A 26,383-nucleotide genomic window follows, 5' to 3' on the forward strand; every position below is an offset into this window, starting at 1 on the left:
TCCGACTTAGTCAAATGGTCGGAATGCGACGACTTCTTCTCCCACCCATTCATTCACTTGCCGCAAGCGTGCCTGGATGGGTTCAAGCTCGTTCATAGCCCAGACCTGTGCGGCTTCTTTGATTGAGCCGAAACCGCCGGCGTTTTGTGGCACGATTCCCATCAGTTGAGGAGGAATGCGCAACGCCGCGAGCATGTCATCGCGGCTGATGTTCTTGATTGAGCCGAATTCATCCTTCGCAGCCACCTCGCTGACGGGGATCAGCTGAATGCCGTCTTTTTTGCCGCCTGGGGCGTACATGAACAGGTTTCGGAAATTGCCAGGCCCTTTGGCGGATTTGAGCGCAGCGCGCAAGGCGCCTACGTCGGTTTCGTTCTGCGCGGTGTCGGTCATGTACATGATGAAACCGGCGTGACTGCCGTTGTTGTAGTACTTGCGTCGGAACAAGGTGGCGGACTCGTTGAGCAGTGCGCTCTGCAGAGCCGGCAACCACTCCGGAAGGCCGTAAATCTCCTGATTGATGTCCGCCTCACGCTGGTGATAAACCGTACCGCGCTTGAATTCGTGCTCATCGCGCCATCCGCGTACCTGGTAGTAGGTTTCGAGATCCTCGCCGCGTCGCATGTATTTGCCCAAGGCAGGCTGCAGGCCGAGCGTGCCGCGCAGCATGTTCTCGCGCTTTTCCAGATAGCCGTTGCCGCACCAGAGAAAGTCCAGGGCAAATTGCTCGAAGGTCTGCCGAGTCAACAACTTATGGGGGATGAAAGTGCGGGCCAGCATGTTGCGTTTGAAATTCAAACCCGACTGCAGGAACACGCTGGCCCGGGAGGACTTGGCCAGCCCATCTAGCGACATTGGCGGCTCATACCAGCGACCGTTCAGCCAGCATTCCAAGTAGTCCAGAATCCCCCGCTCATCGAGCACCGGCGTAGGGTCTCCGAAGGTGAAAGCCTCAATCTTGCCGCCCGTTAACGGCGGCAGCTGTCCCTGGGCCGCAGCCAGGGCTGGAGTGGACGATTGCGTGGTTTCGCTGCCGCTGTTGCTCATCAATAAATCTCCATGAAGCCGGTATTCGTTGAGGTTTGGCCCTCAAGCGGTTCGTTCTGCAATGCGTGGAAAAGAGCCCATGCGAGATCCGCGTGCCCTGTCTCGTCGGTTCGGCCTGCCGTGTAGGTGAATTGCCGGCCGCTGGCCGTGATGGTCTTGCGGATCGCCATGAGCGACTGCGCCATGTCGATCCAGCCGGCGTCGAACTCCAAGCGCCCTTTGTGAATCACGTCGTAGGCCTTGAGCACCAGGCGCGTCTTGACCTCGGGGGAATAGCTGAACGTTGTCACGTTGGGGAAGAATTGGCGCACCAGCTGGGCCACGCCAGAGCCCATGCCCGTGATGTCGATGCCGATGTATGTCACCCAGTAGCGCATCGTGACCAAGCGGATCGCCTCGGCCTGGGCGGCGAAGTCCATCCCACGGAATTGGTGGCGCTCGAGCACCCGGAACTTCCCACCGGGCACGGTTGGCGGAGCCACGACCACCAGGCCGGAGCTATCACCGGTTTCCGCCGGATCGTAACCAATCCAAACCTGCCGATCGGCGAACGGCCGCGCGGCGAAGGGTTTGTAGTCCTCGGACCATTCAACCCAGCTGTCGACCATGCAAGGCTGCAGAACGTTGAGCGGGAATATGCTCGCCCCGTCGTCGACGAACTGGCACATCAACAGGTTGGCAAAGGCGTCCGCGTTGTACTCGAGGCGTAGCTCTTCAAGGTCAAACAGGTCGCAACCGCGCTGCTCCGCATCCAAGATGGTGACGATCTGGCGCCAGATCCTGTCCTCGCAGAGTCGGCCCTGCTGCAGCGCGTCGTGCGACACGTCTAGTTTCAACCGCTGGGCGACAGGCTTGCCCTTGTTGAAGCGTTCACCGGTCCAGAACGTGTAGGCCTCATGCGCCATGCTCGATGGCGTGGAAAAGTAGGTGCGCCGGTATTGCTTCTGCATCGCCATGCCGCTGGCGACCTTGTTCAGCTCGTTGAATTTGAACGTCCAGAAGAACTCGTCGAAGTAGAAATTACCATGGTAACCCTGAGCGGTTCGGGCGTTGGTACCGAGGAAATGCAGCTCGGCGCCATTCGCCAGAATGATCGGGTCACCGGTGAGCTCGACACCGCAAACTTCGCGGGCGAACCCTTGGATGTAGGCCTTGAAGATGTGCGCCTGATTCTTCGACGCTGAGAGGAAAATCTGGTTTCGCCCGGTGACCAGAGCGTCAATGAACGCCTCGCGAGCAAAGTAGTAGGTGGCACCGATCTGCCGGCTTTTGAGGATCGCCCTGGTGCGCTGATTACTCGCCCGGTACCAGTCCAGTTGATAGCCAAAGCAACCGTCTTTAAATGCCTCAGTGAGCAGCTCGATCTGGTCTTCGCTGAACTCATTGCGAGCCGCTTTCTTCTTCGGGCCTTCGTTGCGTTTGCCCAGATTGGGGTTGAGGTCGGTGTCGGTGCCACCGGACTTGTAACGCTCGATCCGCGCTTGCCGTTCCAGCTGACGATGCAGCAGGTCGATCTCCTTGAAGTCGCCGCCGGTTTTGCCGTCTTTAAGGATCAGTTGTACCAGCCGCGCTTCCAGCGCACCGCCGATACGCTCCACGTTATCGGCTCGATCCCACTCGTCCCGCGTTTTCCACGCATGAACGGTCTTTTCCTTTTCATCTAGCATTTCTGCGATCGCGCAGATCCGCAGGCCAGTCCAGTAGAGGAACTTGGCCTGACGGCGGTTATCGCGGATGGGAGTGGCTGCGGCTGTAGTCATGGCGGCGATGCTGACGCCTCGCGCGCGTGAAGGCGTAGCGATGTGCCATGTAGCGCACGGGCCTACAACTGGCGTCGATTGCCCGTGATCGCGCGACTGCCGAGGATGTACCTCAACGTAACTGCACCCAGCAGCACAGCTTTGAGGGATTCCCGACATGAAGAAATTTCGCAGCAACTGGTTCCGTGTCGCCGTTGAGGGCGCTACCTCGGACAAGCGCACCATCAAACGCAGCTGGCTGGAACAGGCTGCCAAAAACTTCAACCCGACTACCTACGGCGCTCGGATCTGGCTGGAGCATTTCCGCAGCTTGCTGCCAGACGGCCCGTTCAAAGCCTACGGTGACGTGACAGCAGTCAAGGCTGAAGAGGTCGAGATCAACGGCCAGACCAAACTGGCTCTTTTTGCCCAAATCGAGCCTACCGCGGATCTGATCGCCCTGAACAAGGCGAAACAGAAGATTTACACGTCCATCGAAATCGACGACAGCTTTTCCGACACCGGCGAAGCTTACATCGTCGGTCTCGCTGTAACCGACTCCCCGGCCAGTCTCGGCACCGACGTGCTCGCGTTCTCCGCTCAGAAACCTGAATCCAGCCCATTCAAAGACCGCCACTACTCCGCGACCTCGATGTTCACCGAGGCGGTGGAAACCGAGCTGACCTTCGAAGAAATCGAAGACAAGCCCGGTTTAGGCGCCCAACTTTTCAGCAAGGTGCAAGCGTTGCTCTCCGGTAAACAGGCCAAGGATGACGGCGAGTTCGCCCAAATCAGCCAGGCCGTCGAAGCTGTCGCCGAGCACGTCAAAGATCTGCCAGACCAACTGGCGGCCGAGAAAAAATTCTCCGCAGACCTGAAGACCAGCGTCGACATGCTCAGCAATGACCTCAACGAACTGGTCAAGCGCCTGGGCGATACCCAAGACCACAGCCAAACCCAACGCCCTCCCGCGACCGGCGGCGACGGCGCTGTGCTGACCGCCTACTGATCACCGGCCCCTACAAGCTCCTCAGGAGAACACCATGCGTAACGAAACACGGCTTGCTTTCAACGGCTTCACCAAACAGATCGCGGCGATCAACTCTGTCGGATCCGTGGCGGAAAAATTCACCGTCACCCCGTCGGTGCAGCAGAAGCTGGAAACGGCCATTCAGGAATCCAGCGCTTTCCTGAAAAAGATCAACGTGCTGGGCGTCGACGAAAAAGACGGTGAGGCCATCGTTTTGGGCGTAGGCTCGACAATCGCCGGCCGGACCGACACCAACCAGGCTGCCCGCAGTCCTCGCGGCGTCGGCTCGCTCAAAAACGACACTTACAGCTGCAAGAAGACTGACTTCGATACCGCGATTCCGTATGCGTTGCTCGATGCCTGGGCGAAATTCCCGGACTTTCAGGCTCGTCTGTCCGGTGCGATCGTCGAGCGCCAAGCCCTCGACCGCATCATGATCGGATTCAACGGCACCAGTGCGGCCGCGACGACCGATCGCGCGACCAATCAGCTTCTGCAGGACGTGAACGTCGGTTGGCTGGAGAAGTACCGCACCAAGGCTCCTGAACGCGTGCTCAACAGCGGCAAGGTTGCTGGCAAGGTCACCATCGGCCCGAACGGCGATTACAAGACTCTCGACGGCCTGGTGTACGACGCTATCCAGCTGCTGGACCCGTGGCACCGCAAGCGTCCGGATCTGGTAGTCCTGGTCGATCGCAACCTGTTGCACGCGAAGTTCCTGGCCAACATCGAAGGCGCTGCAGACAACGAAAATGAGCTGGCAGCTGCGCGGATCCTCGCCAACGGCACGCTGGGCGGCCTGCCGATCGAAGATGCTCCTTTCTTCATCGACGGCGGCATCATGATCACCACGCTGAAAAACCTCTCGATCTACTTCCAGATCAGCAGCCGTCGCCGTATGACCCGGGACGAGCCGGAGCGCGATCGCATCGCCGACTATCAGTCGTCGAACGAGGACTATGTGATCGAGGACTTCGGTCTCGGCGCTCTGGTCGAAAACATCGAAGAGGCCGCATGACTATGGCCCTCTCGCTCGCCCAACGTCACCGGCTGAAAGCGCTTGCCTCGCAAGAGGCTGCCGCTGCGTCGCCCGCTGTTTCGATGGCGGGCGGGACGGCCTATGAAATGCAGCTGGCGCAGCTGCTTCAGCACCGTCTGCGCCTCAAGCAAATTCAGTCGAACGAAGGCAAAGCCGCGCTGAAGTCGCAGCTCCTGCCGGAGTACGTGCCTTACGTCGACGGGGTTCTCGCTGCCGGCAACGGCGCCCAGGACGAAGTACTCACCACCATCATGATCTGGCGCATCGACGCTGGTGATTACACCGGTGCGCTCGATATCGCAGCGTATGTGTTGCAGCACAACCTGCTGATGCCTGATCGCTTCGAGCGGACTACCGGCTGCCTGGTGGCCGAGGAAATCGCCGAAGGCGCGCTGATCTCTCAGAAAGCCAGCGGCGGATTCGACCTGGCTGTTTTGCACCGCACCATGGAGCTGACAGCGGAGCAGGACATGCCAGACGAAGTCCGCGCAAAGCTGTACTTGGCTACGGGACGCGCCACGGTGGCGGGGCTCACCGCTGATAACCCGGGCCAACCCGGTCAGGTAATGGCCGGTATCGAACTGCTGAAACGCGCCATCGAGCTCAACGGCAGCTGCGGCGGCAAAAAGGATCTGGAAGGCGCAGAGCGCCTCCTGAAAAAGATTGCTCCTCCATCAGGGAGCTGAAAGAGCGTACCCCGCAACCCCGGCGGCCCGGGGCTGAACAGCAGGTTTCTCCTTTCCTTGCTGTGACGCCCCGGCCACCGCCGACTTAGGGCTGAACCATGAGCGGATTTATTGCCACCGGCAACAACGACGAGCCATTCGTCATTACCAATGATGGATTCTGGCCTGACATCGATGTCGTCCACTTACGCGAATCCATCCGTCTTGATGGCAGCATCACTGACGCGCGGATTGAAGTCGTCACCGTCAACGCTTTGATTCAGGTGAATGGCGAACTGGCCAAGGTGAAGGCAAATCATCTGGCCAACGGACACACCACAATCGCGGCGGTGCCAGCTTTCGAAGTCAATGGCGAAAGCCACTTCGTCCACCTGTACCGCCGCTCCATTTATTGCAGCGTCGGCGCTGAACTGGCTGAGCGCTATCGCAGCTACGACACCAGCGTCGAAGGCAACAAGAACGCCGACGAACTTACGCCTTCTGTCGATGAGTACCGGCGTGACGCCCGCTTCGCCATCCGCGACCTGCTGGGCGTCGGGCATTCAACAGTGGAGCTCATCTGATGGCGACCTCCGTGTATGCCGCTCAGGGCGACACCGTCGACGCCATTTGTTGGCGAATCTACGGCCGCACCGCCGGCATCACGGAGGCGGTGCTCGAGGCAAACCCTGGACTTTCGGATCTCGGCACGATCATTCCTCACGGCACCTTGGTGTCGCTACCGGATATCGCGCCCCAAGCCCCGGAACTGCAAATGGTGAACCTATGGGATTGAGCCACCGAACCAACCAAACAGACGTACCCCCAACTTCAACCTTGGACAGCGGAATCACGCGCATGCCTGACAAACCGGATACATGGGCCTGGTTAGCTGCCTGGCTCGAACTGAACTGGCCAGCCATTTACTCAGGCGGACTCGCCTGCGTGATCGCTGCGCTGCGGATCATTTATGGCGGCGGTACCTGGCGCCGAGTTCTGCTTGAAGCGCCTCTGTGCGGCACCCTCGCGCTTTCGGCAAGCCACGGGCTTTTTCTGCTGGGCATTCCCGCGACAACCGGGCCGTTCTTCGGCGGCGTGATCGGGTTGCTCGGCGTTGAGGGAACTCGCGCACTCGCCAAGCAGTTTTTTAACCGCAAGGTGGACCAGCTATGAGTACTTTGCGCCACGGCGATCGCGGGCAAGCGGTTCGCACGCTGCAGCAGCGCCTCAACTTACACGGCGCTGGTTTGAATCCAGACGGCGACTTCGGTGATGCCACCGAGTTGGCGGTGCGTGATTACCAACGAAAAGTTGGCTTGGTAATTGATGGTATCGCGGGCTCGAAAACCGCCCTGGCATTGGCCGGCGCGGATTGTTCGAACCTGCTGCAGCACGCCTTGTTGGTGAGCGCCGCCACACGTCTGGGCGTTGAGCTCGCCGCGATCATGGCCGTCAACGAAGTAGAGAGCCAGGGCAGCGGTTTCCTGGACAACGGCAAGCCGAAGATTCTTTTCGAACGCCACATCATGTATCGCCAGCTGGGCACGCCTCGCCTGCCAGGTGATGACGCAGCCGAGCTGAAGGCCCAGGCCGATCAATTGGCAGCTGAGCAGCCCAGCCTGGTCAACCCAATACCCGGTGGTTATGCGGGTGGCACGGCTGAGCACCAGCGCTTGGCCAACGCTCGATTGATCGATGACCTTTGCGCATTGGAGTCGGCTAGCTGGGGCGCTTTCCAAGTGATGGGCTATCACGCTGAGCGCCTCGGCTACACGAGCGTGACGGATTTTGCCGATCGAATGGCCCGCGACGAAAACGAGCAATTCGAAGCGTTCGTGCGCTTTATCGAAGCGGATCCCGCGCTGCTGAAGTCGCTGAAGGGTAAAAAATGGGCAGCGTTCGCAAAGGCCTATAACGGCCCCAACTTCGCCCGCAATTTGTACGACATCAAGCTGGAGCGTGCCTATCAGCGTCACGCTGAAGGCTGTCCTGTGCCGGAGGCGTCATGATTGATCAAGTGCAAATCCGAAAATTCAGACCCGCCGATGGCGATCTTTTCGTAGTACCCGAAGATACTCCAATCGACCTGGTGAAAGCCTTGGCAGAGGCGATCGCTGTCGCGGCCCCCGGCGTCAAAGCCATGGTATTCCGGGGCGACTTACAGCGGCTCACGGTAGCGGAGATGAATGCCGCAGGCTGGTACCGCGCATGAGCACGTTGCGCCAGGCGCTCTACGGTTTCGCCTTGCTCGCCTCGATCGCGCTTCTGATCTGGGGCCAGTCGAAGCGGATCGAGGTCGCCGATATGAAGGCTGATCTGGCCGATCAAGCGGCCTCAACCGCTCGCGATCGAGCGACGCGAAGCGAGGAGACGGCCGCTCAACTCCAGACCTCCCTGCAAGAAGAGCGGGCCGCTCAGGCCACGTTGCGCAGCGCTCAAGACCAACTGCGCCAAGGGCTGACCGCCCGTCAACGAATGATCGAGGATTTGAAATATGAGAATGCCGAACTTCGCCTGTGGGCTGACCAGCATCTGCCTGACGCTGCTCGCCGGATGCGCGAGCGCCCCGCCATCACAGGAGCCGCAGCTTATCGCGACTGGCTGTCCAGCCGTGGTGCCATGCACCCTGTCGGCAACCAAACCAGACAAGAATGGAGCGCTGCTCAACGACCAAGAGGTGATCGAGAATGATTGGGCCCAATGTGCAGCCCAAGTAGACATGGTCTACCAGCATCAGCAGGCACAGGCGCGTAAACCATGAATAAACCAGAGTCGCTACGCGCTCACCTGCTCGCCTCGGTACCGGAATTAAAGAAAAACCCCGACCGCCTGATGGTGTTCATCGACAACGGCACCATGCGCAGTACCGCTGCCTTTGGCCTGTCATTCGAATACAGCTACACGCTAAATCTGATTTTCACGGATTACGCTGGCCACCCCGATGCGATCGCCATTCCGCTGTTCGCATGGATCCTGGTGAATCAGCGTGAGCTGATGGAAAACGTCGAGCGCAGCAAAACCGCCGTCGCTTTCGAGGCAGATGTCCTGGACAACAGCAAAGTCGACCTGTCGATCAAGTTGCCGCTCACCGAGCGGGTTATCGTCAAGCGCCAAGACGAGGGCAAACTGGTCGTCAGCCATCCGCCAGAGCCTGTGGTCGACGACGATCCGTTCACCATGCCCGGGCTCGAGTTATGGACCGCCGACGGCGAGTTCATTACACGGTGGGAGGCGCCATGAGCAACGACCTGCAGGTCTTGGAAACTTGGGTCGCAGCATTGCTCGCGAAACTCGATGAGGGCGAACGCCGCAAGCTGCTCGGTACTGTCGCCCGGGACTTGCGCCGTAGCCAGTCGAAGCGCATCACGACACAGCGCAATCCGGACGGCTCCGCGTTCACCCCGCGCAAACCGAAAGAACTGCGGGGGAAGAAGGGTCGGATCAAGGGGAAAATGTTCAGCAAATTGAAGACAGCCCGCTACCTGCGCACCGAAAGCGCAGCAAATGGTATGTCTGTAGGATTCATTGGCCGGGTGAGTCGCATAGCCCGGGTTCACCAGTACGGCCTCAAGGACCGACCAGAACGCGGCCAAGCGGACGTGCAGTACGAAAAACGCCAGTTACTGGGATTCAGCGGCGACGAGCTGGAGAACATCCGAAACCTGCTCATCGACCACCTCGCTGGCTAACTCTCCCCTGTACAAACACGCCCTACAGCCCACCGTCGATGCGCCTCGCACGCGCGACCTGCAACATCGGCGGCATGGACTCTCTTACTGAACTGACCCGACGCCTCGAAAACCTGATCCGTGCTGGCACTATCGCCGAGCTCGACCCGGCAAAACCGCGTTGCCGTGTGAAAACCGGCGGCCTGCTTACTGACTGGCTGCCGTTCTTCGCCCTGCGTGCCGGCGAAGATAGCGACTGGGATCCGCCCTGCGTGGACGAGCAGTGCCTGGTGCTTTCGCCATCAGGCAACCCGGCTCACGGTTTTGTCATTTTCGGTCTGTACAGCGATCGCTTCCCGGCTCCAGACAACGTGCCAACTCGACGCCGGCGCAAGTACCGCGACGGGGCGATTGTCGACTATGACACCGCTAGCCACACGCTGACCGCCACGCTGCCTGGGGGCGGCAAAGCCAATCTCATTGCACCAGGTGGCGTACATGTCACCGGTGATGTCGTGATTGATGGCCTGGTGACCGTCACTGAGGACGTCGTCGCGGGCGCCCAGAAAATCAGCCTGGTAAATCACCGCACATCTGGCGTTCAGGCAGGTAACGGCACCTCACAGGGGCCTGTCCCATGATCGGCATGAACAGCAAGACCGGCCGCAGCATCGTTGGGAACAATCACCTGGTGCAATCGATCGCCGACATTCTGACCACCCCCATCGGCACGCGCGTTATGCGGCGTGAATACGGCAGCCAGCTTGCCGACCTGATTGATTGGCCGCTTAACAACGCAACCCGCCTGCAGGCGTATGCGGCGACCACCATCGCGCTCATGCGCTGGGAGCCGCGCATACGCTTGAGTCGTGTCCAGCTCACGCTTGGCGATATCGCTGGCCAGGCGATGCTCGATATCGAGGGCAGCCTGGTGGACACAAATGAACCATTGAGCCTTCGCGTTCCGCTGAGCTTGGGAGCAACAGCATGAAAACTTTCACTCCCATCGACCTGGCCCAGCTTCCGGATCCGGACGTCGTTGAGCAGATCGATTACGAGCAAATCCTCGCCGAACGCAAGGCGTACGCGGTCAGCCTCTGGCCGGTAGAACAGCAAGCCGAAATCGCCGCCACATTGGCCCTAGAGTCGGAACCTCTGACAAAGCTCCTGCAGGAGAACGCCTATCGCGAAATGCTGCTGCGTCAACGCGTGAACGAAGCATCGCTGGCCAACATGCTGGCCAAAGCCAAGGGCAAAGACCTCGAGCAGCTCGCAGCCAATGTCAACGTCGAACGCTTGGTTGTGACCCCGGGTAACAGTGCCGCTATTCCGCCGATCGTCGCAGTGATGGAATCGGATGAATCACTGCGTGAACGTGCGCAGATGGCATGGGAAGGCCTTTCCACGGCTGGCCCTCGCAACAGCTACATCCTGCACGCCCGCAGCGCAGACGGCCGTATCGCCGATGCGACGGCGGAGAGCCCATCGCCGGCGGTGGTGGTCGTCACTGTTCAAGGCTTGACCGGAGATGGGAGCGTCGACCAGGCGTTACTGAACATCGTAAGCCAATACCTCAGCGACGATGACCGTCGTCCGGTAGCCGATCGGCTCACGGTGCAGTCGGCAACTGTGCTGCCCTACCAGGTCGACGCCGTTCTCTATCTCGCCACGACGGGACCAGAAGCGGAGCCCATACGCGAAGCGGCACAAGCGCGCCTGGTCACGTTCATCAACCAGCGCCGGCGCCTCGGCGTGGAGATCTCCGAGTCAGCTATTCACGCTGCACTTCACGTCGAGGGCGTGCGAAAGGTGGTCCTGCACGACTGGGCAGATATCACCCCCAGTGAGGCCGAGGCCGCATTTTGCACCAGGTATAGCGTGACCATTGGTGCACTGACATGACGATCCTGCTGCCGCCGAACGCACAGCCGCTCGAGCAACTGGCGGTCGAGGCACTGGCCCAGATTGAGCGGGTGCCGGTACCGATCAGGGATTTGCTGAATCCCGATCGGTGCCCGGTCCTGATGCTGCCCTATCTGGCTTGGGCATTCTCGGTCGATCGATGGGACAGCTCCTGGTCAGAGTCCACCAAACGACAGGTCATTAAAGGCTCGTACTTCATTCACTCCCGGAAAGGAACGATCGGTGCGCTCAGGCGTGTAGTCGAGCCATTGGGATACCTGATCGAGATCGTGGAATGGTTCAAGACCATGCCGGAGGGCGAGCCGGGCACCTTTGCCTTGAAAGTCGGCGTGCTAGACACCGGTATCACCGAGGAGATGTATCAGGAGCTGGAGCGCCTGATCGATGACGCCAAACCAGTTTCACGCCACCTGACGGGGCTGGCGATAAGCCTCGAAACGCAAGGCGACTTCAATGTCGGTGTTTCTCTGTATGACGGTGACACGATCGACATCTACCCGCCCGCAACGCTCGATATCGACATCACCGGAACGTTCGGTGTTGTCGGTCGCGAGCACTCAATTGACACTCTGGACATATATTCATGATCGATGCGGATTCCAAATTTTTCGCGATCCTGACGGACGTCGGGGCGGCCAAGCTGGCGAATGCCAACGTCCTAGGCATTCCTTGGAACATCTCACAAATGGGGTTGGGTGATGCCAACGGCACTGACCCCCAGCCGAGCGCCAAGCAAAGCAAACTCATCAACGAATGGCGGCGCCGGCCACTCAACCAGCTGGTAATTGACCCGGTTAACCCGGCGGTGATCATCGCCGAGCAGATTATCCCAGCAGACGAAGGCGGACACTGGATCCGTGAGGTCGGCTTGTACGACGCAGACGGCGACCTGGTAGCCGTCGCCAACTGCGCTCCGAGCTTTAAACCGATCCTGTCGCAGGGTTCGGGCCGTACCCAAGTGGTGCGCATGAACCTGATCGTTTCCAGCACGGCCAACATCACCCTAAAGATCGACCCCGCTGTGGTGCTGGCGACGCGTGAGTATGTCGACTCGCGCATTCTGGAAGAACTGAGCAAGCTCGACATTAAGCAGTCAGTGCGCGCGGCGACCACTGGCAATATCGCCCTGGTCGGCTTGCAGGTCGTTGACGGTGTTTCGCTGAATGCCGGCGACCGTGTGTTGGTGAAGAATCAGGCAGCCGCCAAAGACAACGGCCCTTATGTGGTGGCTGTGGGAGCTTGGACGCGGGCCAAGGATGCCGACAACAACGCGAAGGTCACGCCGAATCTGACAGTTGCGGTCGAAGTGGGTGCTACGCAGGCCGACACAATCTGGCAACTGGTGACCGATGCCCCTATTGTCGTGGGCGCCACGGCGCTGACGTTCAAGGACATCACTGATGGCTTTGCCCGGTTGTTTTCGCCAAGTTTCTCGGGCAACCCAACGGCCCCGACCCCGGCGCGGTTCGATAGTAGTAAGTCGCTCTCAACGACTGAATATGTGAAGCTGCGCGGTGTTGAGTTCTCCGGCTTTACAACGAACAGCGCGAGTCTGGTTATGTCGGCTTCGCATGTCGGCGGGATTCACAGTTTCTCCGACGCTGCTCAGCTCACCGCAACCTTGCCAGCCACGGCAGGAGTCGCCCAGGCAGCCACTATTACCCTTGCGTGCGCTGGTTCGGGTGGGCTGAAGGTCGTAGGGACTGGGACTGATGTGGTTTATACCTCGACCGGCGTTGCTGGGCCGTTGGTGCTGGCCTTGGGCGATACGGCTGAATTCATCCGTCTGCAGGATCAGTGGCGCTTGGTAGGAGGAACGATCGCCCTGCGCTTTGCCGGGGTCATGGCGGGCGAAAACTTCACCACTCGGCCGCTGTTCGACAATAGCAAGGCACTGGCGACCACTGAGTTCGCGCAGCGCGCCCAGGGAAATTTTGGCGGCCGTTTCGATATCGCGGCGCTGCCGGCGACATTGAGTGTTGCGGCTGCAGGCCAGCGTATTGTGCTTGCAGCATCGGGGACATTGACCCTGCCGCCGGTTAATTCGGTGCCCACTGGCACTAATTTTTTCCTCTTCAACACCACACCGGGCGTGGTCAACATTGTCCGGCAGGGTACAGACCTTATTACCGCGATGTCCGTTAATTCCATGACCTCTGTGCCCCTTCAGTCCTTGTCCACCATCGTGATCACCGCAGGCAATGGGCAATGGGTTGTTGAGAGCGGTATGTCCGCTTTGAAATATGCGCCTGAGTTCGGCAGCTCTTTTGGGAATAGTGGTTACCAACGATTGCCATCCGGTGCGATTGAGCAATGGGGTACAGGCGTTACGGACGCGAACGGTTACGTCTACGTGACTTTTCCAATTCCGTTCCCTAACGCGCCGCGCAACATCACGCTCACGCACGTCGGGTCAATGTGTTTGATGCACGCGCTCATGGGGGCGGGCCTAGGTGCATCCGGCTGTACGTTGCGCGTGCAAAATGCGGCGGGTACTGCCCAGGCGCTCTGGTCTGTTCAATGGCGAGCAGTAGGTAATTGATGATGAACAAAGTCGTGTTTTTTAGTCCGTCTACGTGCGGGGCTTATGTCCCTGAGATTCATGGCACGAACATGCCGACGGACGTTGTCGAAGTGTCGGAAAGTGTTTGGCAGTCGCTACTCAAGGAGCTGTCGACCAGTCCAAAAATGATGTCGTCCCGGCCAGATGGACAGCCGGTGCTGATCGATCCGCCTCCATTGGATGCTGAAGCGTTGGCCGCTGTTGAGCGTGCTTGGCGTGATGCGCAATTGGCGATGACGGATCCGCTGGTTTCTCGGCATCGCGACGAGGTCGAAGAAGGTGGCGAAACTTCGCTCACCCCCGATCAATATGCCGAACTCCAATTTTATCGCCGGCAGTTGCGCGATTGGACGCAAGATTTGGATTTCCCCTCAACTGAGCACCGTCCTGTCGCCCCTTCCTGGTTAATGTAGACCTCCCTGAAAACGCCCTCCGTGGGCGTTTTTTGTTTTGGCGCACCTGTAGCGCCGCTCCGCACAACCGCTAGTGCTCGTCCGATTAACGCGCGCGCGTCACCCTGCGCTTCATTGTCACCAACGCGCAGGTTCTCCCATGGCCACTGATTACCACCACGGCGTCCGAGTTGTAGAGATCAACGAAGGCACCCGTCCCATCCGCACCGTAGCAACCGCCGTCGTAGGCATGGTCTGCACCGCCGAAGATGCTGATCCGGTCGCGTTTCCGCTCAACCGCCCAGTACTGCTAACCGACGTGCTTACCGCCAGCGGTAAGGCGGGTGTTAAAGGCACGCTTGCGAAAAGTCTGGATGCCATCGCTGATCAAGCGAGCCCGGTTACCGTCGTCGTTCGTGTCGCCGAGGGGCAGGACGCAGCGGAGACCACTACCAATGTTATTGGTGGTGTAACCGCCGGTGGTCAGTACACGGGCATGAAAGCTCTGCTGGCCGCAGAAGCGCAGTTGGGAGTGCGGCCGCGCATCCTCGGTGTGCCTGGCCTCGACTCGTTGCCGGTGGCAACTGAACTGGTACTCACCGCACAAAAACTGCGCGGCTTCGCATATGCCAGCGCTTGGGATTGCAGCACCGTCTCCGAGGCCACCGCCTACCGAGAAAACTTTGGCGCGCGCGAGCTGATGACCATCTGGCCCGACTTCGTGAACTGGGACACCACCCTGAACGCCGATGCGCCGGCGTCGGCGATCGCCCGCGCATTGGGTCTGCGCGCCAAGCTCGATGAGCAGGTGGGCTGGCACAAAACACTGTCCAACGTGGCCGTAAACGGTGTGTCTGGACTGAGCTGCGATATCTACTGGGATCTGCAGAATCCCGCCACCGATGCGGGCCTGCTGAACGCGGCGGACGTCACCACACTGATTCGTCGCGACGGTTTCCGCTTCTGGGGCTCGCGCACTTGCAGCGACGACCCTTTGTTCGCGTTCGAAAACTACACCCGCACCGCTCAGGTGCTGGCTGACACCATGGCAGAGGGGCAATTTTGGGCGATCGACAAACCGATGCACCCGAGCCTGGTGCGCGACATTGTCGAGGGTATCAATGCGAAATTCCGCGAGCTGGTACGCCTTGGCTACCTGATCGGTGGCGAGTGCTGGTACGACGAAGCCGCCAACGACAAGGACACCCTCAAGGCCGGCAAGCTGTACCTCGATTACGACTACACGCCAGTGCCGCCACTGGAGAATTTGGGGCTTCGCCAGCGCATCACCGACCGTTACCTGGTCGACTTCGCAAGCCGCGTAAACGCCTGATCATTCATCCGCGCGGCAATGGCCGCGCCTTTAGGAGAGCGCCCATATGGCTCTGCCCAAAAAACTCAAGAACATGAATTTGTACAACGACGGCGTCAGCTACGTCGGTGAGTGCAAGAGCGTCACCCTGCCCAAGCTCGCCCGTAAGCTTGAGGCCTTCCGGGGCGGCGGTATGGACGGCGCGGTGAAGGTCGACCTCGGCCATGGCGACGACGGGATTCAGCTCGAATGGACTCTCGGTGGCTGGGATCTGACGGCGCTGCGTCAATACGGCGCGGTATCGGCCAGCGGCGTGATGCTGCGCTGGGCGGGATCGATCCAGCGAGACGACACCGCCGAGGTTTCGGCTGTCGAGGTGGTTGTGCGCGGCCGGCATGAAGAGATCGACATGGGCGACTCGGAAAGCGGTGAAGACACCGAGCACAAGTTCACCACCACCTGCAGCTATTACAAGCTGACCATTGATGGCAATGAAGAGATCGAGATCGACTTGCTCAACTTCATTTTCAAGGTCAACGGCAAAGACATGCTGGCAGAACATCGTAAGGCGATCGGCCTGTAATCCCTGCCATCCCCGCCGGCTCCGCCGGCCCCTATCCATTGAAGGAATTCAACATGAGCACCAACCAAAAGAACGAAGCTGCAGAAGCACCAGTAGTGAAGAACCCAAACCGCCCAGTCATCACCCTGGACACGCCGATCATCCGAGGCTCGACCGAAATCACCGAGGTGACACTCCGCAAACCCGTCTCAGGTGAACTGCGCGGCGTTTCGCTGACCGATCTGCTGCAGATGGACGTGCTCGCGTTGCGCAAGGTGCTGCCGCGAATCACCACACCGACCCTGACCGATCACGATATCGGCCAAATGGATCCGGCTGACCTGGTGCAGATGGCCACCGAGGTTGCCGGTTTTTTGCTGCCGAAGTCGGCGAAGGTGGATGCATCCCTCGTTGCGTAGATGACGCCATGGCGGACATCGCCGTGATTTTTCACTGGGGGCCAGTGGAGATGGATCCCCTCCCCCTGACCGAACTGATGGATTGGCGCGAACGCGCTCGCAAGCGAAGTGGGGCGAAAGATGACTGACAAGCTGCGGCTGGAATTTATGCTGTCGGCGATCGACAAGGTCACCGCGCCTCTCAAGCAAATCAGCGCTGGGAGCACTGCGACCTCTCGTGCCTTGAAGGCGGCGCGGGATCAGCTGAAAGAGCTCAACGCCCAGCAGTCCAATATTTCCAGCTTCACCCGCCAGCGCGAAGCCGTCCGCCAGTCCTCTGAGGAGCTGGCAAAGGCGCAAGACAAATTGCGCGGCCTGCGGGAGCAACTGCAGAAGATGGACGCCCCCACAGCGGCCTTTCAGAAGGCGTTCGTTAATGCTTCCGCCTCTGTCGAAAAGCTGACAAGCAAACACACTGCCCAGCGATCAGAACTGCAGCGCTTGATACCCCTCATGAAATCGACCGGTGCGGACACCCGCAACCTCGGCAGCACTGAGCGCCGCTTGAAAACCGAGATCGAGGCGGCGAACAAAGCCATCCAAACTCAGCGAGAACGACTCGCAGCCCTTGCCAAACAGCAGGAACGGGTCTCGAAAGCACAGCGGAACTATTCCAAGGGAAGAGAGCTTGCTGGTAATGCCGCCGTCGCCGGCGCAAGTGCTGGAGCAGTGGGAGCTGCGACAGGCATGCCCATCCTCGGGATGATCAAGAACTACTCACGCTTCGAAGACGCAATGGCAGGCGTAGCGAAGCAAGTCGCCGGCGCCCGCGACGATAACGGTCAACTCACCCAGACGTATTACGAAATGGGAGACGCGATCAAAAAGATGTCCGAAACAATCCCGATGGCTACTACCGACATCGCCGCCCTGGTAGAAGGCGGCGCGCGAATGGGCATCCAGGGTAAAGATGACTTGCTGGAATTTGCGCGCGTCGCGGCAACTGCAGCGACCGCGTTTGAACTGCCGGCAGATCAGGTCGGTGAAAGCCTGGCGCGCATCGCCAACCTCTATAAATTGCCAATCAAAAACGTGAGCCAGCTCGGGGACGCGATCAACTACCTTGACGACAATGCGATGTCGAAAGGCGGCGACATCATCGACGTCATGCAGCGCACGGCAGGCATTACAGCGTCAGTGGGAATGTCGTTTAAAGACGCCGCTGCGTTGGGCTCGACATTCCTGACACTCGGGGCTTCATCAGAAATCGCTGCCACCGCTACGAACGCGATGATTCGTGAATTGGCTATCGCTACTCAGCAGCCAAAGCGATTTGTCACAGGCCTGAAATCGATCGGTTTAGAGGCGAAAGCGGTTCAGGACGGAATGAGCAAGGACGCAACGGGCACCATTCAGAAAGTGCTCGAGGCGGTGAACAAGCTGCCGAAAAATCAGCAGCTCGGTGTGATGACCCAGCTCTTTGGCAAAGAATATGGCGATGACGCGGCAAAGCTCGCGTCTAACATCGAGGAGTATCGTCGGCAGCTTGACCTGGTAAACGGCGCCGACAACGCTCCGAAGCGCGAAGGCTCGATGCAGCGCGAAGGAGACATCCGTGCGGACCAGTTGTCGGCTCGATGGGAGATGTCCCAGAACCGCATGTTCAACCTGAGCAGCGCACTAGGAGCCACTCTGCGACCCGCCCTGATACAGCTCGTCACCGGATTAAACGGTGTCCTGGAGCGAGTTAATGCTTGGGCGACCGCTAACCCGGGTTTAGTGTTGGGCATTCTCAAAGTTGCCGCCGGCATTGCGGCACTGTCGATCGGCTTCAGCACTGTCGCTTTGGCGCTGGCCACCACTCTTGGCCCCTTTCTCGCCGTTCGGTACGGACTTTCCCTGATAGGCATCCGTCTGCCATCTGTAATCGGCCTGCTGTTCAACCTGGGCTCCAAGGTATTGCCCTTCGTCGGTCAGGCGTTTATGTGGTTGGGAAGATTGTTCCTGACCAATCCAATCGGCTTGGCTATTACTGCGATCGCAGCGGCGGCTTACCTGATCTACGCAAATTGGGACAAGGTGAAGGCTTACTTCGTCAGCGCCTGGGCAGAGATAAAACTCGGCTTCAGTGGCGGCATAAGCGACATCCTGCGCACGATCGTCAACTTCAGCCCCATTGGGCTGTTCTACCAAGCGTTCTCGGCTGTGATGAATTACATGGGCATTGAGCTTCCGAGCAGGTTCACCGAGTTCGGCGGAATGATCATTTCAGGGCTCGTCAATGGCATCACCGGGGCGATGGGCTCGGTTAAGACCGCGATCTCGGAAGCTGGCAGCAGCACTGTGGACTGGTTCAAGGAAAAGCTCGGTATCCACAGCCCCTCCCGTGTCTTTGCCGAGCTAGGCGGCTTCACGATGGCCGGATTGGCACAGGGTGTAAATGACGGCCAAAGCGGCCCGATGGAAGCCGTCAAAGCCGTGGGCGAGCTTATGACCCAGGCGGGAACAGTGACCATTGGTGCCATTACCAATGCTGGAGCGTTGCTAAACCCAGCCTCTGCTGTGCCTGGAGTGACTGCTTCGGCGCTGACACCCGTCGCAGCCGTGCCCGGAGCAGCGGCCGCAGCACTCGAGCCCGCCGCATCCGTGGTGGGAGCGAAGCCTGAAAGTGGCGGCATGCTCGAATCAATTGTCGGAATGGGCAAAAAACTGGCTCAAGCAGGCGCAATGGCTGTCGGTATCGGCAGCGCTCAGCAAGCGATCGCTATCGACAACCGCCCACCTATCGCTACCGCTGCAGCTCCTGCAGCGGTGCAGATGGCCCCACAACAAATCGTCATCAATATTCACCCAGCCCCGGGGATGGACGCGGCGGCGATCGCACGTGCGGTGTCTGCTGAACTGGACAAACGCCAACACGCAAAACAAGCCAAGGGGCGCAGTGCCCTCTTTGACCAGGAGTAGACGGCAATGATGATGGCTCTCGGCATGTTCATCTTCAGTCTGGAAAGCTTGGCGTACCAGGAACTGCAGCGACAGACAGAATGGCGTCACGGCTCGACGTCGCGTATAGGCACCAACCCATCCCGCCAGTTTCTTGGCCGCGGTGAAGACTCAATCAGCATGCCAGGCATCCTATTGCCGGCACTCGCAGGCACCCCGCTGAGCCTGGACACACTCCGCGCTATGGCCGATACCGGCAAGGCATGGCCGTTGATCGAAGGCACCGGCAGGATCCTGGGCATATGGGTGATCGACAACATTACCGAGAACAAAACTTTGTTCTTTTCGGACGGCGCAGCACGCCGCATCGAATTCACCATCGCGCTCAAACGGATCGATGACGGTCGGGTTGATCTGCTCGGCGCCGGTGTGAGCACAGCCGGCAATATCCTGAGGAAAATCCTGTGATCGACCAAGCACTCAGCCGGGTCGACGGCTATCTGAACGACGCGCAGGCATCCATCCGCGAGGCGAGAGCCTACCCTCGTCCAATCTGTCGGCTGGAGGTCGACGGACGCGACATCACAGCGGCGATCGAGAAGCGCCTGATGAGCATCGAGCTCACCGACAACCGCGGACTCACAGCGGACCAGCTCGACGTCACCCTGTCGGATCATGACGGTCGCCTGGCAATCCCACCGAAAAGCGCGACCCTGCGGCTGTGGCTTGGCTGGAGCGACACCGGGCTGGTCGACAAAGGCACATACACAGTCGATGAAACCGAGCACAGCGGGGCGCCAGATCAGTTGAACATCCGGGCTCGCAGCGTGGATCTGACTGCAGGGTTGAAAGCCAAACGGGAGCGAAGCTGGCATGACGAGACGATCGAAACCGTGGTGCAAGCCATTGCCGGTGCCTATGGTCTCGGCCCTTTAGTCAGCGCCGCGCTCAGTGCCATCCAGGTGGTTCACCTTGATCAGGCCAATGAGTCTGACGCGAACCTGCTTTCACGCTTGGGACAAGAGCACGATGCGATCGCGACGGTGAAAGCGGGCAAACTGCTGTTCATGCCGATCGGCAATGGCACGAGTGCTAGCGGCCTGGCACTGCCACACATCACCCTGACCCGCCGGGATGGCGATCAGCATCGATTCCTGCAGGCGAACCGTGACAGCTACACGGGTGTTCGGGCGTTCTATTACGACGTCAACAGTGCTGAGAAAAAGGAGGCAATCTCTGGAGGCGGCGACAACATCAAGGATTTGCGTCACGCCTACACGGATCAGCATAGCGCTCTGGTGGCTGCTCGGGCCGAGTGGAACAAGCTGCAGCGTGGAAGCGCGACGCTCAGTTACTCGCTGGCGCGCGGCCGTCCAGACCTCACACCGGAGCTCACCTATTCACTGATCGGCATCAAGCAGGAAATAGCGGACGTCATCTGGTTGGGCGGCAACGTGAAACACAGCTTCACTTCGGATTCGTTCACCACGAGTCTTGAACTCGAATCAATGCTGCCAGACGGTGACGAGGTAGCCGAACTGGCGGACGATAGCGGCGATTACACAGGAGTTTTGGCGTGGTATCGAGATGCGAAAAGCGGTAAGCAGCAGAAGTTGAGCGAGGGTGATCATAGCAATCCTAAGCGGTTGACCCACCTTTATGAGAGCAAGGCGTCGGCACAACGGGCGGTGGATAGGGAATATAAGCGGCTGCAGGCCAAGAATGGGGCAGATGCCCCAGGCACCCCGACATGATGAGCCGGGGTGAGGTGAAAGGGTCGGAGATCAATCCATCTGGGCCATCATCTCCGCAATACGAAGGATATGGCTTTGATCGGTCTGCGACATTTTCCGGTACAAGCTCAACAGAATGCATTCCAACTGTGTCAGCTGAGAAGCGGCAGACTCCACGGCCCGAACGTCCTGCTCAAGTTGCTCCAAAACGCCTCGATCCAACATGCTCACTACTCCTAAAAGCCGCAGAGCATCGTCTAAATCGCGACTTTCCGAAGCCCCAAGCGAGCACTCATTCATTTGGCTGGGCTGCCTCGTCCTACGAGAGGTCATTCCAGTGGGAGGTTGTCCTGCGACTTTTTCGCCGCCGCTTCGGCCAAGCCTGTAGCGACGCGGTGAACCACGATCTGATCGCCAGGACTCAGCGAACGAAAGCAGTTCAAAACCTCATTTTCGACGGTGGTTTGTGTTCCAGCCACCGTGTCTCGCCGGCCGAAAAGAACATACATCACGTCCACGCCAATTTTCGAAATTGCCAACAGGTAAGCCGTGTCCGGTCTCTGTCGATCGTTCTCGTAATTGCCTTGGGAGTTCCTTTTCACACCGCCTATATCTGCGAAATCGTTTTGATTGATTCCAAGCCGGTCGCGCTCTTCCCGGAGCCGCTCGCCCAAAGTTTTTTCCAAGGATTCTCCGGTTACACAAATTTTTGGCATGCATCGCTTTACACAGCCAATTTCTTGGGCATAATGATGGCACACACAACACGATTGAACACACATGAACACTATGCCCGTCCTCCTTACAGCCGAGCAAGCCCGCGCAGAACTTGACCGCAACGGGATAACCATTGCGCATTTCTGCCGCGAACACGGCCTGAACAAAAATTTGGTCAGCGATTTGTTGAACGGTCGCAAGAAGGGCGTGCGAGGCGAGGCCCGACGTGCAGCTGTGCTTCTAAAAATCAAAGACGGCGTAATTCCAAATTAATTGCATTAGGCCAGGCGAGAAACCAGAAGATGAAACGCACCGTTCTAGAAACCCGCAGGCAGGTCGTAAGCGCAGTGATTTGCGCGTATCCGGGCGGTCGTGATTGCGCCGCTCCGCGCTTGGGTATGTCGGTTAAAAAGTTCGACAACCATGCTTATGAGAACGCGGGCAGCCGCCCACTTACTGACGAGCAGATCTGCCTGCTGGAGTCACAGACCGGGACCACTCACCTGCCCGACTTCGTCTGCAACCTGTACGGCGGCGTATTCGTTCCGGTTGCCGAAGCCGAGCAGTTGGACAACCTCGACCTCTACGCCCGCTCGATCAACACAGCGGTGAAGCGCGGCCTGGTCGACGCGATCATTTCCAAAGCATTGCAAGACGGCGTCATCGACGACGATGAAGTGCAGGCCATTCTTGCCGCGCACCGTGCGCACGTAGCCGCCAGACACGAAGAGATCACTGCGGTGATCGTTCTGCATCGGGAAAACCCGGGCAGCCTGGAATCGAAATAGGCGCTGGAAGCGTCGCCATTTTTTCGGCGTCAGCCGAGGGCCGCGATTAGCGGCGGGGAGAAAAAAGTGAGCACTTATAAGCTGGTATGTCCGCACTGCCGGGAGCGAATGCGCATCCGGACCAGCGAGGGCACGCATATCTTTTTGCGTATTGCCTACCTGCAATGCATCAACGAGGCCTGCGGTTGGTCGGTGCGGGCTCAGTTTGAAATGACTCACGAAATGAGCCCATCAGGTATGCCGAACCCGGCTGTTTGTTTGCCAGTGGCTCCCGTCGCTATTCGCCGGCAGGCAATGAAAAAGGAAGGCGAGCAGCAAATGGACCTACTTGGACTGGAGACGGCCTGATGAACACATTGATCAGCGAGCAAAATCCCGAGCGCGAGTATCGCGCCGCCATGCAAGACGCCGCGCTCTGCTACATGCAGCGCCACCAGGCAGAGCACCTTGGCAACGACCAACAGCTCTTTACCCGAACCGTTGCCCATCTGCAGACAACTCTGGAGGTACCTATTTTCCTTGCCGAGAATCTGACGGGCTTGGCATACGGACAACTGTGCGCCGGCGCTGGCCAGCGACGCCTCGATCTGAAAAACAGCAGTGAATCGGTTGCTGTCTTTGCCGATCCAGCCAGCGGCAAATCTTACGCCATCCCCGTCGCGCTGATCTTCCAGTACTTGGTCGAGGCCCCAGAGCCCCGACCGACCTCCCTCAACAACTGACCGAATCGCTCCACCGTTTGCGTGTGGGTTTGGGTGAATTGCGCCCGGAATAAGGGAAAAAGCCATGAACACAGCACTTTCCATACAAATGAGCCTGAGCGAAAGCCTCGCCGAAGCCTTGCAGCAGGAGCTCCGCGAGCGGCTGCGACTGGGCATTCAGGAGCACTGGTACTCGGATCGGTTTCGCTGCGTTCCTGATGGTCTGCGCACCACTGCCATTCTCTCGGCCTACCCCGCACTGGCGGCTCAAAAGACAACTCTCGGCGCCCTCCGGGTCGCCATCAGAAAGCAGGCATGAAGATGGAAGAGAAAATCCGGGGCGACGTATTGACCCGACTTGAGTTCGATTACGGCCTGAAACACCGGGTCGGCACCGATTTCATGCGAGGTGGCACCTGCCCGGCCTGCAACAAAAAAGAGCTGTACTCCAGCTTTGCAAACCCGTTCTTCATCAAGTGCGGCCGCGAGAGCAAATGCGGTCAGCAGTGGCACGTCAAAGAGTTGTATGCCGATCTGTTTGATGACTGGAGCAAACGTGCGCCGGCAACAGATGACCAACCGACCGCAAGCGCCCGCGCCTACATGGAGTTCGCTCGCGGATTCAAGATTGAGCTGGTGGCGGGTCTGTTCACCCAGGAGAACTACTTCGATCGCATTTTAAATATCGGCTCGGCCACAGTGCGGTTTGCGCTCGAGCACGGCGGGTATTGGGAACGCTTGATCGACCAGCCTCAGCGCTTCGGTAAGAAGAAGGCACGCTTTAAGCCGGGCGAATCATACAAAGGCTATTGGTGGTGCTCCCCCCACGTCGACCTCACACAGACCTCTGAACTGTGGATCGTTGAGGGGATCTTCGACGCGATCGCTCTGCAGCACAACGAGATCGACGCGGTAGCGGCGATGTCGTCAAACGCCTTTCCCGAGGCATCACTCAAAGCACTAGCCGCTGATCGGGCCGGCAACTTGCCAAGACTGGTCTGGGCTCTGGACAACGAGCCTGGCGCGCACCGCTACACGCGTAAATGGGTCGTCATGGCTAGAGCCATGGGCTTTGAATGCACCGCTGCGCAGATACCGCAGCGCGACGCGCGGAAAGTGGATTGGAACGACCTGCACCAGCGATGGGCCTTTATTGGTGACGAAACCGAACGACGCAAGCGCACAGAAGCGGATCTGAACGAGGCTCGCCACCATGGCGCCCTGCTGATTGCTGAAAGCGCCTCAGAGAAAGCGCTGCTGATGTACAACTGGCGCGAGCGCGAAGAATTCCACTTCGGGTTTGAGTCTCGCCTGTACTGGTGGAAGCTGGACATCAGCAAATTCAACAATGCCATGCAGGCGCTCGAAACGAGCGAGAACCACGAAGAGCAGCAGCTGAACAACAAGGCGATGCGAGAAAAAGCGTTGCGCATGTCCGGCTGTGTGGTTGAGATCGCCAACTGCTATCCCCAGGCGCTGTACTTCCAGCGCAATGAGATCACGGACGAATCCTGGTATTTCTTCCGCGTCGACTTCCCCCACGACGGTGGCTCAGTGAAGAACACTTTCACCGGTGGCCAGGTCGCGGCCGCGAGCGAATTCAAGAAGCGCCTGCTCGGCATGGCCGCCGGCGCAGTGTTCACCGGCAGCGGCCAACAGCTCGACAAAATCATGAAGGACCAACTGTTCGCGATCAAAACGGTCCAGACGATCGACTTCGTCGGCTACAGCAAGGAGTACGCCTGCTACGTGTACGGCGACCTGGCCGTAAAAGATGGTCAGGTGGTCGACGTCAACGATGAAGAATTTTTCGAGTTCGGCAAGCTGCGCTTGAAAACCCTGCAACGTGCCGTGCCGGTGCGGATCCAGCGCGACCCGAAGGAATACAGCGACGATTGGATAAAACTGCTGTGGACGTGCTTCGGCGCGCAGGGCGTTGTCGCGCTGACATTCTGGTTCGGCTCGCTGTTCGCCGAGCAGATCCGGGCTCGCTATCAGTCCTTTCCCTTCCTTGAAGCGACCGGTGAGGCCGGCGCCGGTAAAACGACCCTGCTCAATCTGCTTTGGAAGTTGCTCGGCCGCGCCGGCTACGAAGGTTTCGACCCGTCCAAATCCACTAAAGCCGGCCGCAGCCGGTTGATGGGCCAGGTATCCGGCATGCCTGTGGTTTTGCTTGAGTCGGATCGGAGCGGCGACGACAAATCACACGCAAAAAACTTTGAATGGGACGAACTGAAAGACTACTTCGGCGGCGGCACACTGGCGACCAAAGGCGTTAAAACCGCCGGCAACGAAACCTACGAGCCACCGTTCAGAGGCACGATCGCTATCAGCCAGAACGCGCCCGTGATTGCGTCAGAAGCCATCATGACGAGGATCGTAAAACTGCATTTTGTGCGGCCGAACGTGACACCAGAGAGCCGAGCGGCAGCTGATCGACTGACAGCCTTAGATGGCTCCAAGTTGAGCTACTTCCTACTACAGGCGGTGAAGCGCGAGAGCGACGTCATGTCCATCCTTGCCGATAAGATCCCGGCCCACGAAGCACGCCTGCGCCGGCTACACACCCACTGCGTCAGCTGCGACACCGAATACCCAGCGAATAACGAAAAAGCGGCATGCCAGCACTGCGGCAATCAGTTGCGAGGCTACATCCGCGTTGAGCGAATCGTGAAAAACCACGCACAGCTGCTCGGCCTGGTGGACTGCATTCGCTCGCTGGTACCGCTGACCGATGCCCAGATCAGCGCAACCCAGCGCTGCATTGTCTCGATGGCCATCGAGCGCCAGAGCTCGATTAGCGCAGACCACCCGGTTGTCGCGGAATTCTGGGAAGTCTACGAATACCTGCAGGGCCTTGATGCCGACGGGCCGGTGGTCAATCACAGCAAGAAAGACAACGTCATCGCTATCAACCTCAACGAGTTTGTCGAGCGCGCTGCAGAACATCGCCAGAAGCTAGCCGACGTCAGCGAATTGCGCGATCGCCTGAAGGAATCCCGCTGCCGCAAATTTCTGGAATCGAACAAAGCCGTCGACAGCGCGGTGCGCGCCTACCAGGCCACGCGCAATAACAACACGATCACCAAGTCACCCACGGTCAAGTGCTGGATGTTCCAGGCGTAGGGCTGCAACCCGCGTCGACAGCCAGAAAAGGAGAGAG

Annotated in this window: 33 protein-coding genes and 1 pseudogene; 31 read left to right on the forward strand and 3 right to left on the reverse strand. The window is 59.0% G+C overall.

Translation table 11 applies throughout. From position 1 onward, the window contains the following. Window positions 1-6: 6 nt before the first annotated feature. Both ACM6HV_RS12830 and ACM6HV_RS12835 read right to left on the reverse strand, forming a co-directional pair. On the reverse strand, window positions 7-1,047 hold the full coding sequence (locus ACM6HV_RS12830) for a phage portal protein (protein ID WP_414904347.1): 1,041 nt from the start codon (window positions 1,045-1,047) through the stop codon (window positions 7-9). Further along, window positions 1,047-2,807 carry a terminase ATPase subunit family protein gene (locus ACM6HV_RS12835; protein WP_414904348.1) on the reverse strand — a complete coding sequence of 587 codons (1,761 nt, stop codon included), beginning with the start codon at window positions 2,805-2,807 and terminating at the stop codon, window positions 1,047-1,049. The genes ACM6HV_RS12830 and ACM6HV_RS12835 overlap by 1 nt, the downstream gene beginning before the upstream one ends. 157 nt (window positions 2,808-2,964) lie before the next feature. On the opposite strand from ACM6HV_RS12835, the gene ACM6HV_RS12840 reads away from it, so the two are divergent. From ACM6HV_RS12840 to ACM6HV_RS12960, 25 genes and pseudogenes are all read left to right on the forward strand, one after another. Next, entirely contained in the window at window positions 2,965-3,795 is an 831-nt protein-coding gene (locus ACM6HV_RS12840; protein ID WP_414904349.1) for a GPO family capsid scaffolding protein, read from the forward strand. Between the two features lie 34 nt (window positions 3,796-3,829). After that, window positions 3,830-4,834: a phage major capsid protein, P2 family gene (locus tag ACM6HV_RS12845; RefSeq protein ID WP_414904350.1), complete on the forward strand. Its 1,005-nt coding sequence runs from the start codon at window positions 3,830-3,832 to the stop codon at window positions 4,832-4,834. A gap of 2 nt (window positions 4,835-4,836) precedes the next feature. Next, window positions 4,837-5,541: a terminase endonuclease subunit gene (locus ACM6HV_RS12850; protein ID WP_414904473.1), complete on the forward strand. Its 705-nt coding sequence runs from the start codon at window positions 4,837-4,839 to the stop codon at window positions 5,539-5,541. Window positions 5,542-5,639: 98 nt separating this feature from the next. Next, window positions 5,640-6,104, forward strand: a complete 465-nt coding sequence (locus ACM6HV_RS12855) for a head completion/stabilization protein (protein WP_414904351.1) — start codon at window positions 5,640-5,642, stop codon at window positions 6,102-6,104. Next, on the forward strand, window positions 6,104-6,316 hold the full coding sequence (locus ACM6HV_RS12860) for a tail protein X (protein WP_243241477.1): 213 nt from the start codon (window positions 6,104-6,106) through the stop codon (window positions 6,314-6,316). The genes ACM6HV_RS12855 and ACM6HV_RS12860 overlap by 1 nt, the downstream gene beginning before the upstream one ends. Window positions 6,317-6,378: 62 nt before the next feature. Beyond that, window positions 6,379-6,693: a phage holin, lambda family gene (locus ACM6HV_RS12865; protein ID WP_222017203.1), complete on the forward strand. Its 315-nt coding sequence runs from the start codon at window positions 6,379-6,381 to the stop codon at window positions 6,691-6,693. Next, complete coding sequence (locus tag ACM6HV_RS12870; protein WP_414904352.1) at window positions 6,690-7,529, forward strand: N-acetylmuramidase domain-containing protein; 840 nt, start codon at window positions 6,690-6,692, stop codon at window positions 7,527-7,529. Before ACM6HV_RS12865 ends, ACM6HV_RS12870 begins: the two co-directional genes overlap by 4 nt. Next, window positions 7,526-7,732: a hypothetical protein gene (locus ACM6HV_RS12875; protein WP_414904353.1), complete on the forward strand. Its 207-nt coding sequence runs from the start codon at window positions 7,526-7,528 to the stop codon at window positions 7,730-7,732. Before ACM6HV_RS12870 ends, ACM6HV_RS12875 begins: the two co-directional genes overlap by 4 nt. Then, window positions 7,729-8,088: pseudogene (locus ACM6HV_RS12880) on the forward strand (LysB family phage lysis regulatory protein); the annotation flags it as partial. The gene ACM6HV_RS12875 and the pseudogene ACM6HV_RS12880, both read left to right, overlap by 4 nt. Then, on the forward strand, window positions 8,015-8,281 hold the full coding sequence (lysC, locus tag ACM6HV_RS12885) for an Rz1-like lysis system protein LysC (RefSeq protein ID WP_414904354.1): 267 nt from the start codon (window positions 8,015-8,017) through the stop codon (window positions 8,279-8,281). The pseudogene ACM6HV_RS12880 and the gene lysC, both read left to right, overlap by 74 nt. Continuing rightward, the gene (locus ACM6HV_RS12890) at window positions 8,278-8,760 is read left to right on the forward strand and encodes a phage tail protein (RefSeq protein ID WP_414904355.1); all 483 of its coding nucleotides are present in this window, start codon (window positions 8,278-8,280) and stop codon (window positions 8,758-8,760) included. Before lysC ends, ACM6HV_RS12890 begins: the two co-directional genes overlap by 4 nt. Continuing rightward, window positions 8,757-9,209 (forward strand): phage virion morphogenesis protein, encoded by a 453-nt coding sequence (locus ACM6HV_RS12895; RefSeq protein WP_414904356.1) that lies wholly within the window; start codon window positions 8,757-8,759, stop codon window positions 9,207-9,209. Before ACM6HV_RS12890 ends, ACM6HV_RS12895 begins: the two co-directional genes overlap by 4 nt. Window positions 9,210-9,247: 38 nt before the next feature. Continuing rightward, entirely contained in the window at window positions 9,248-9,829 is a 582-nt protein-coding gene (locus ACM6HV_RS12900) for a phage baseplate assembly protein V (protein ID WP_414904357.1), read from the forward strand. Further along, window positions 9,826-10,179, forward strand: a complete 354-nt coding sequence (locus tag ACM6HV_RS12905; RefSeq protein ID WP_414904358.1) for a GPW/gp25 family protein — start codon at window positions 9,826-9,828, stop codon at window positions 10,177-10,179. Before ACM6HV_RS12900 ends, ACM6HV_RS12905 begins: the two co-directional genes overlap by 4 nt. Beyond that, on the forward strand, window positions 10,176-11,090 hold the full coding sequence (locus ACM6HV_RS12910; protein ID WP_414904359.1) for a baseplate J/gp47 family protein: 915 nt from the start codon (window positions 10,176-10,178) through the stop codon (window positions 11,088-11,090). Before ACM6HV_RS12905 ends, ACM6HV_RS12910 begins: the two co-directional genes overlap by 4 nt. Then, entirely contained in the window at window positions 11,087-11,698 is a 612-nt protein-coding gene (locus tag ACM6HV_RS12915; RefSeq protein WP_414904360.1) for a phage tail protein I, read from the forward strand. Before ACM6HV_RS12910 ends, ACM6HV_RS12915 begins: the two co-directional genes overlap by 4 nt. After that, on the forward strand, window positions 11,695-13,653 hold the full coding sequence (locus ACM6HV_RS12920) for a phage tail protein (protein ID WP_414904361.1): 1,959 nt from the start codon (window positions 11,695-11,697) through the stop codon (window positions 13,651-13,653). The genes ACM6HV_RS12915 and ACM6HV_RS12920 overlap by 4 nt, the downstream gene beginning before the upstream one ends. Before the next feature lie 2 nt (window positions 13,654-13,655). Beyond that, window positions 13,656-14,087, forward strand: coding sequence for a hypothetical protein (locus ACM6HV_RS12925; RefSeq protein WP_414904362.1), 432 nt, complete (start codon window positions 13,656-13,658; stop codon window positions 14,085-14,087). Between the two features lie 139 nt (window positions 14,088-14,226). After that, window positions 14,227-15,399 (forward strand): phage tail sheath protein, encoded by a 1,173-nt coding sequence (locus ACM6HV_RS12930; protein WP_414904363.1) that lies wholly within the window; start codon window positions 14,227-14,229, stop codon window positions 15,397-15,399. Window positions 15,400-15,445: 46 nt separating this feature from the next. Beyond that, a complete protein-coding gene (locus tag ACM6HV_RS12935) occupies window positions 15,446-15,961 on the forward strand; it encodes a phage major tail tube protein (protein WP_222017226.1) in 516 nt (171 codons plus the stop codon). A gap of 53 nt (window positions 15,962-16,014) precedes the next feature. Further along, complete coding sequence (locus ACM6HV_RS12940; protein WP_222017228.1) at window positions 16,015-16,359, forward strand: phage tail assembly protein; 345 nt, start codon at window positions 16,015-16,017, stop codon at window positions 16,357-16,359. Window positions 16,360-16,367: 8 nt separating this feature from the next. After that, window positions 16,368-16,487 carry a GpE family phage tail protein gene (locus tag ACM6HV_RS12945; protein WP_222017230.1) on the forward strand — a complete coding sequence of 40 codons (120 nt, stop codon included), beginning with the start codon at window positions 16,368-16,370 and terminating at the stop codon, window positions 16,485-16,487. After that, a complete protein-coding gene (locus ACM6HV_RS12950) occupies window positions 16,480-19,302 on the forward strand; it encodes a phage tail tape measure protein (protein WP_414904364.1) in 2,823 nt (940 codons plus the stop codon). The genes ACM6HV_RS12945 and ACM6HV_RS12950 overlap by 8 nt, the downstream gene beginning before the upstream one ends. A 6-nt stretch (window positions 19,303-19,308) precedes the next feature. Continuing rightward, on the forward strand, window positions 19,309-19,749 hold the full coding sequence (locus tag ACM6HV_RS12955) for a phage tail protein (protein ID WP_414904365.1): 441 nt from the start codon (window positions 19,309-19,311) through the stop codon (window positions 19,747-19,749). After that, on the forward strand, window positions 19,746-21,035 hold the full coding sequence (locus tag ACM6HV_RS12960) for a phage late control D family protein (protein ID WP_414904366.1): 1,290 nt from the start codon (window positions 19,746-19,748) through the stop codon (window positions 21,033-21,035). Before ACM6HV_RS12955 ends, ACM6HV_RS12960 begins: the two co-directional genes overlap by 4 nt. A 308-nt stretch (window positions 21,036-21,343) precedes the next feature. On the opposite strand, the gene ACM6HV_RS12965 is transcribed toward ACM6HV_RS12960, so the two are convergent. Beyond that, window positions 21,344-21,700, reverse strand: a complete 357-nt coding sequence (locus tag ACM6HV_RS12965) for a helix-turn-helix domain-containing protein (protein ID WP_222017241.1) — start codon at window positions 21,698-21,700, stop codon at window positions 21,344-21,346. A 103-nt stretch (window positions 21,701-21,803) separates the two neighbouring features. Here ACM6HV_RS12965 and ACM6HV_RS12970 point away from each other — a divergent pair, with 103 nt between their 5' ends. The 6 genes from ACM6HV_RS12970 to ACM6HV_RS12995 all read left to right on the forward strand — a co-directional run bounded on the left by ACM6HV_RS12970 (window position 21,804) and on the right by ACM6HV_RS12995 (window position 26,346). Then, window positions 21,804-22,004, forward strand: a complete 201-nt coding sequence (locus ACM6HV_RS12970) for a DNA-binding protein (RefSeq protein WP_114886542.1) — start codon at window positions 21,804-21,806, stop codon at window positions 22,002-22,004. 29 nt (window positions 22,005-22,033) lie between these two features. Then, a complete protein-coding gene (locus ACM6HV_RS12975; protein ID WP_414904367.1) occupies window positions 22,034-22,519 on the forward strand; it encodes a YmfL family putative regulatory protein in 486 nt (161 codons plus the stop codon). 66 nt (window positions 22,520-22,585) lie between these two features. After that, window positions 22,586-22,867 carry an ogr/Delta-like zinc finger family protein gene (locus ACM6HV_RS12980; RefSeq protein WP_114881047.1) on the forward strand — a complete coding sequence of 94 codons (282 nt, stop codon included), beginning with the start codon at window positions 22,586-22,588 and terminating at the stop codon, window positions 22,865-22,867. Beyond that, window positions 22,867-23,241, forward strand: a complete 375-nt coding sequence (locus ACM6HV_RS12985) for a hypothetical protein (protein WP_414904368.1) — start codon at window positions 22,867-22,869, stop codon at window positions 23,239-23,241. Before ACM6HV_RS12980 ends, ACM6HV_RS12985 begins: the two co-directional genes overlap by 1 nt. 64 nt (window positions 23,242-23,305) lie before the next feature. Then, window positions 23,306-23,539: a hypothetical protein gene (locus ACM6HV_RS12990; protein WP_414904369.1), complete on the forward strand. Its 234-nt coding sequence runs from the start codon at window positions 23,306-23,308 to the stop codon at window positions 23,537-23,539. A gap of 2 nt (window positions 23,540-23,541) precedes the next feature. Next, the gene (locus ACM6HV_RS12995; RefSeq protein ID WP_414904474.1) at window positions 23,542-26,346 is read left to right on the forward strand and encodes a toprim domain-containing protein; all 2,805 of its coding nucleotides are present in this window, start codon (window positions 23,542-23,544) and stop codon (window positions 26,344-26,346) included. Window positions 26,347-26,383: the final 37 nt, after the last annotated feature.

The sequence above is a fragment of the Pseudomonas sp. IT-P260 genome, assembly GCF_949768395.1.
GTDB classification, from domain to species: Bacteria; Pseudomonadota; Gammaproteobacteria; order Pseudomonadales; family Pseudomonadaceae; genus Aquipseudomonas; species Aquipseudomonas parakoreensis.

Coding starts and splice junctions, on each gene's coding strand:
- ACM6HV_RS12830 (WP_414904347.1), bottom strand. CDS start 1,047: ATGAGCAACAGCGGCAGCGAAACCACGCAATCGTCCACTCCAGCCCTG.
- ACM6HV_RS12835 (WP_414904348.1), bottom strand. CDS start 2,807: ATGACTACAGCCGCAGCCACTCCCATCCGCGATAACCGCCGTCAGGCC.
- ACM6HV_RS12840 (WP_414904349.1), top strand. CDS start 2,965: ATGAAGAAATTTCGCAGCAACTGGTTCCGTGTCGCCGTTGAGGGCGCT.
- ACM6HV_RS12845 (WP_414904350.1), top strand. CDS start 3,830: ATGCGTAACGAAACACGGCTTGCTTTCAACGGCTTCACCAAACAGATC.
- ACM6HV_RS12850 (WP_414904473.1), top strand. CDS start 4,837: ATGGCCCTCTCGCTCGCCCAACGTCACCGGCTGAAAGCGCTTGCCTCG.
- ACM6HV_RS12855 (WP_414904351.1), top strand. CDS start 5,640: ATGAGCGGATTTATTGCCACCGGCAACAACGACGAGCCATTCGTCATT.
- ACM6HV_RS12860 (WP_243241477.1), top strand. CDS start 6,104: ATGGCGACCTCCGTGTATGCCGCTCAGGGCGACACCGTCGACGCCATT.
- ACM6HV_RS12865 (WP_222017203.1), top strand. CDS start 6,379: ATGCCTGACAAACCGGATACATGGGCCTGGTTAGCTGCCTGGCTCGAA.
- ACM6HV_RS12870 (WP_414904352.1), top strand. CDS start 6,690: ATGAGTACTTTGCGCCACGGCGATCGCGGGCAAGCGGTTCGCACGCTG.
- ACM6HV_RS12875 (WP_414904353.1), top strand. CDS start 7,526: ATGATTGATCAAGTGCAAATCCGAAAATTCAGACCCGCCGATGGCGAT.
- lysC (WP_414904354.1), top strand. CDS start 8,015: ATGAGAATGCCGAACTTCGCCTGTGGGCTGACCAGCATCTGCCTGACG.
- ACM6HV_RS12890 (WP_414904355.1), top strand. CDS start 8,278: ATGAATAAACCAGAGTCGCTACGCGCTCACCTGCTCGCCTCGGTACCG.
- ACM6HV_RS12895 (WP_414904356.1), top strand. CDS start 8,757: ATGAGCAACGACCTGCAGGTCTTGGAAACTTGGGTCGCAGCATTGCTC.
- ACM6HV_RS12900 (WP_414904357.1), top strand. CDS start 9,248: ATGCGCCTCGCACGCGCGACCTGCAACATCGGCGGCATGGACTCTCTT.
- ACM6HV_RS12905 (WP_414904358.1), top strand. CDS start 9,826: ATGATCGGCATGAACAGCAAGACCGGCCGCAGCATCGTTGGGAACAAT.
- ACM6HV_RS12910 (WP_414904359.1), top strand. CDS start 10,176: ATGAAAACTTTCACTCCCATCGACCTGGCCCAGCTTCCGGATCCGGAC.
- ACM6HV_RS12915 (WP_414904360.1), top strand. CDS start 11,087: ATGACGATCCTGCTGCCGCCGAACGCACAGCCGCTCGAGCAACTGGCG.
- ACM6HV_RS12920 (WP_414904361.1), top strand. CDS start 11,695: ATGATCGATGCGGATTCCAAATTTTTCGCGATCCTGACGGACGTCGGG.
- ACM6HV_RS12925 (WP_414904362.1), top strand. CDS start 13,656: ATGAACAAAGTCGTGTTTTTTAGTCCGTCTACGTGCGGGGCTTATGTC.
- ACM6HV_RS12930 (WP_414904363.1), top strand. CDS start 14,227: ATGGCCACTGATTACCACCACGGCGTCCGAGTTGTAGAGATCAACGAA.
- ACM6HV_RS12935 (WP_222017226.1), top strand. CDS start 15,446: ATGGCTCTGCCCAAAAAACTCAAGAACATGAATTTGTACAACGACGGC.
- ACM6HV_RS12940 (WP_222017228.1), top strand. CDS start 16,015: ATGAGCACCAACCAAAAGAACGAAGCTGCAGAAGCACCAGTAGTGAAG.
- ACM6HV_RS12945 (WP_222017230.1), top strand. CDS start 16,368: ATGGCGGACATCGCCGTGATTTTTCACTGGGGGCCAGTGGAGATGGAT.
- ACM6HV_RS12950 (WP_414904364.1), top strand. CDS start 16,480: ATGACTGACAAGCTGCGGCTGGAATTTATGCTGTCGGCGATCGACAAG.
- ACM6HV_RS12955 (WP_414904365.1), top strand. CDS start 19,309: ATGATGATGGCTCTCGGCATGTTCATCTTCAGTCTGGAAAGCTTGGCG.
- ACM6HV_RS12970 (WP_114886542.1), top strand. CDS start 21,804: ATGCCCGTCCTCCTTACAGCCGAGCAAGCCCGCGCAGAACTTGACCGC.
- ACM6HV_RS12975 (WP_414904367.1), top strand. CDS start 22,034: ATGAAACGCACCGTTCTAGAAACCCGCAGGCAGGTCGTAAGCGCAGTG.
- ACM6HV_RS12985 (WP_414904368.1), top strand. CDS start 22,867: ATGAACACATTGATCAGCGAGCAAAATCCCGAGCGCGAGTATCGCGCC.
- ACM6HV_RS12990 (WP_414904369.1), top strand. CDS start 23,306: ATGAACACAGCACTTTCCATACAAATGAGCCTGAGCGAAAGCCTCGCC.
- ACM6HV_RS12995 (WP_414904474.1), top strand. CDS start 23,542: ATGGAAGAGAAAATCCGGGGCGACGTATTGACCCGACTTGAGTTCGAT.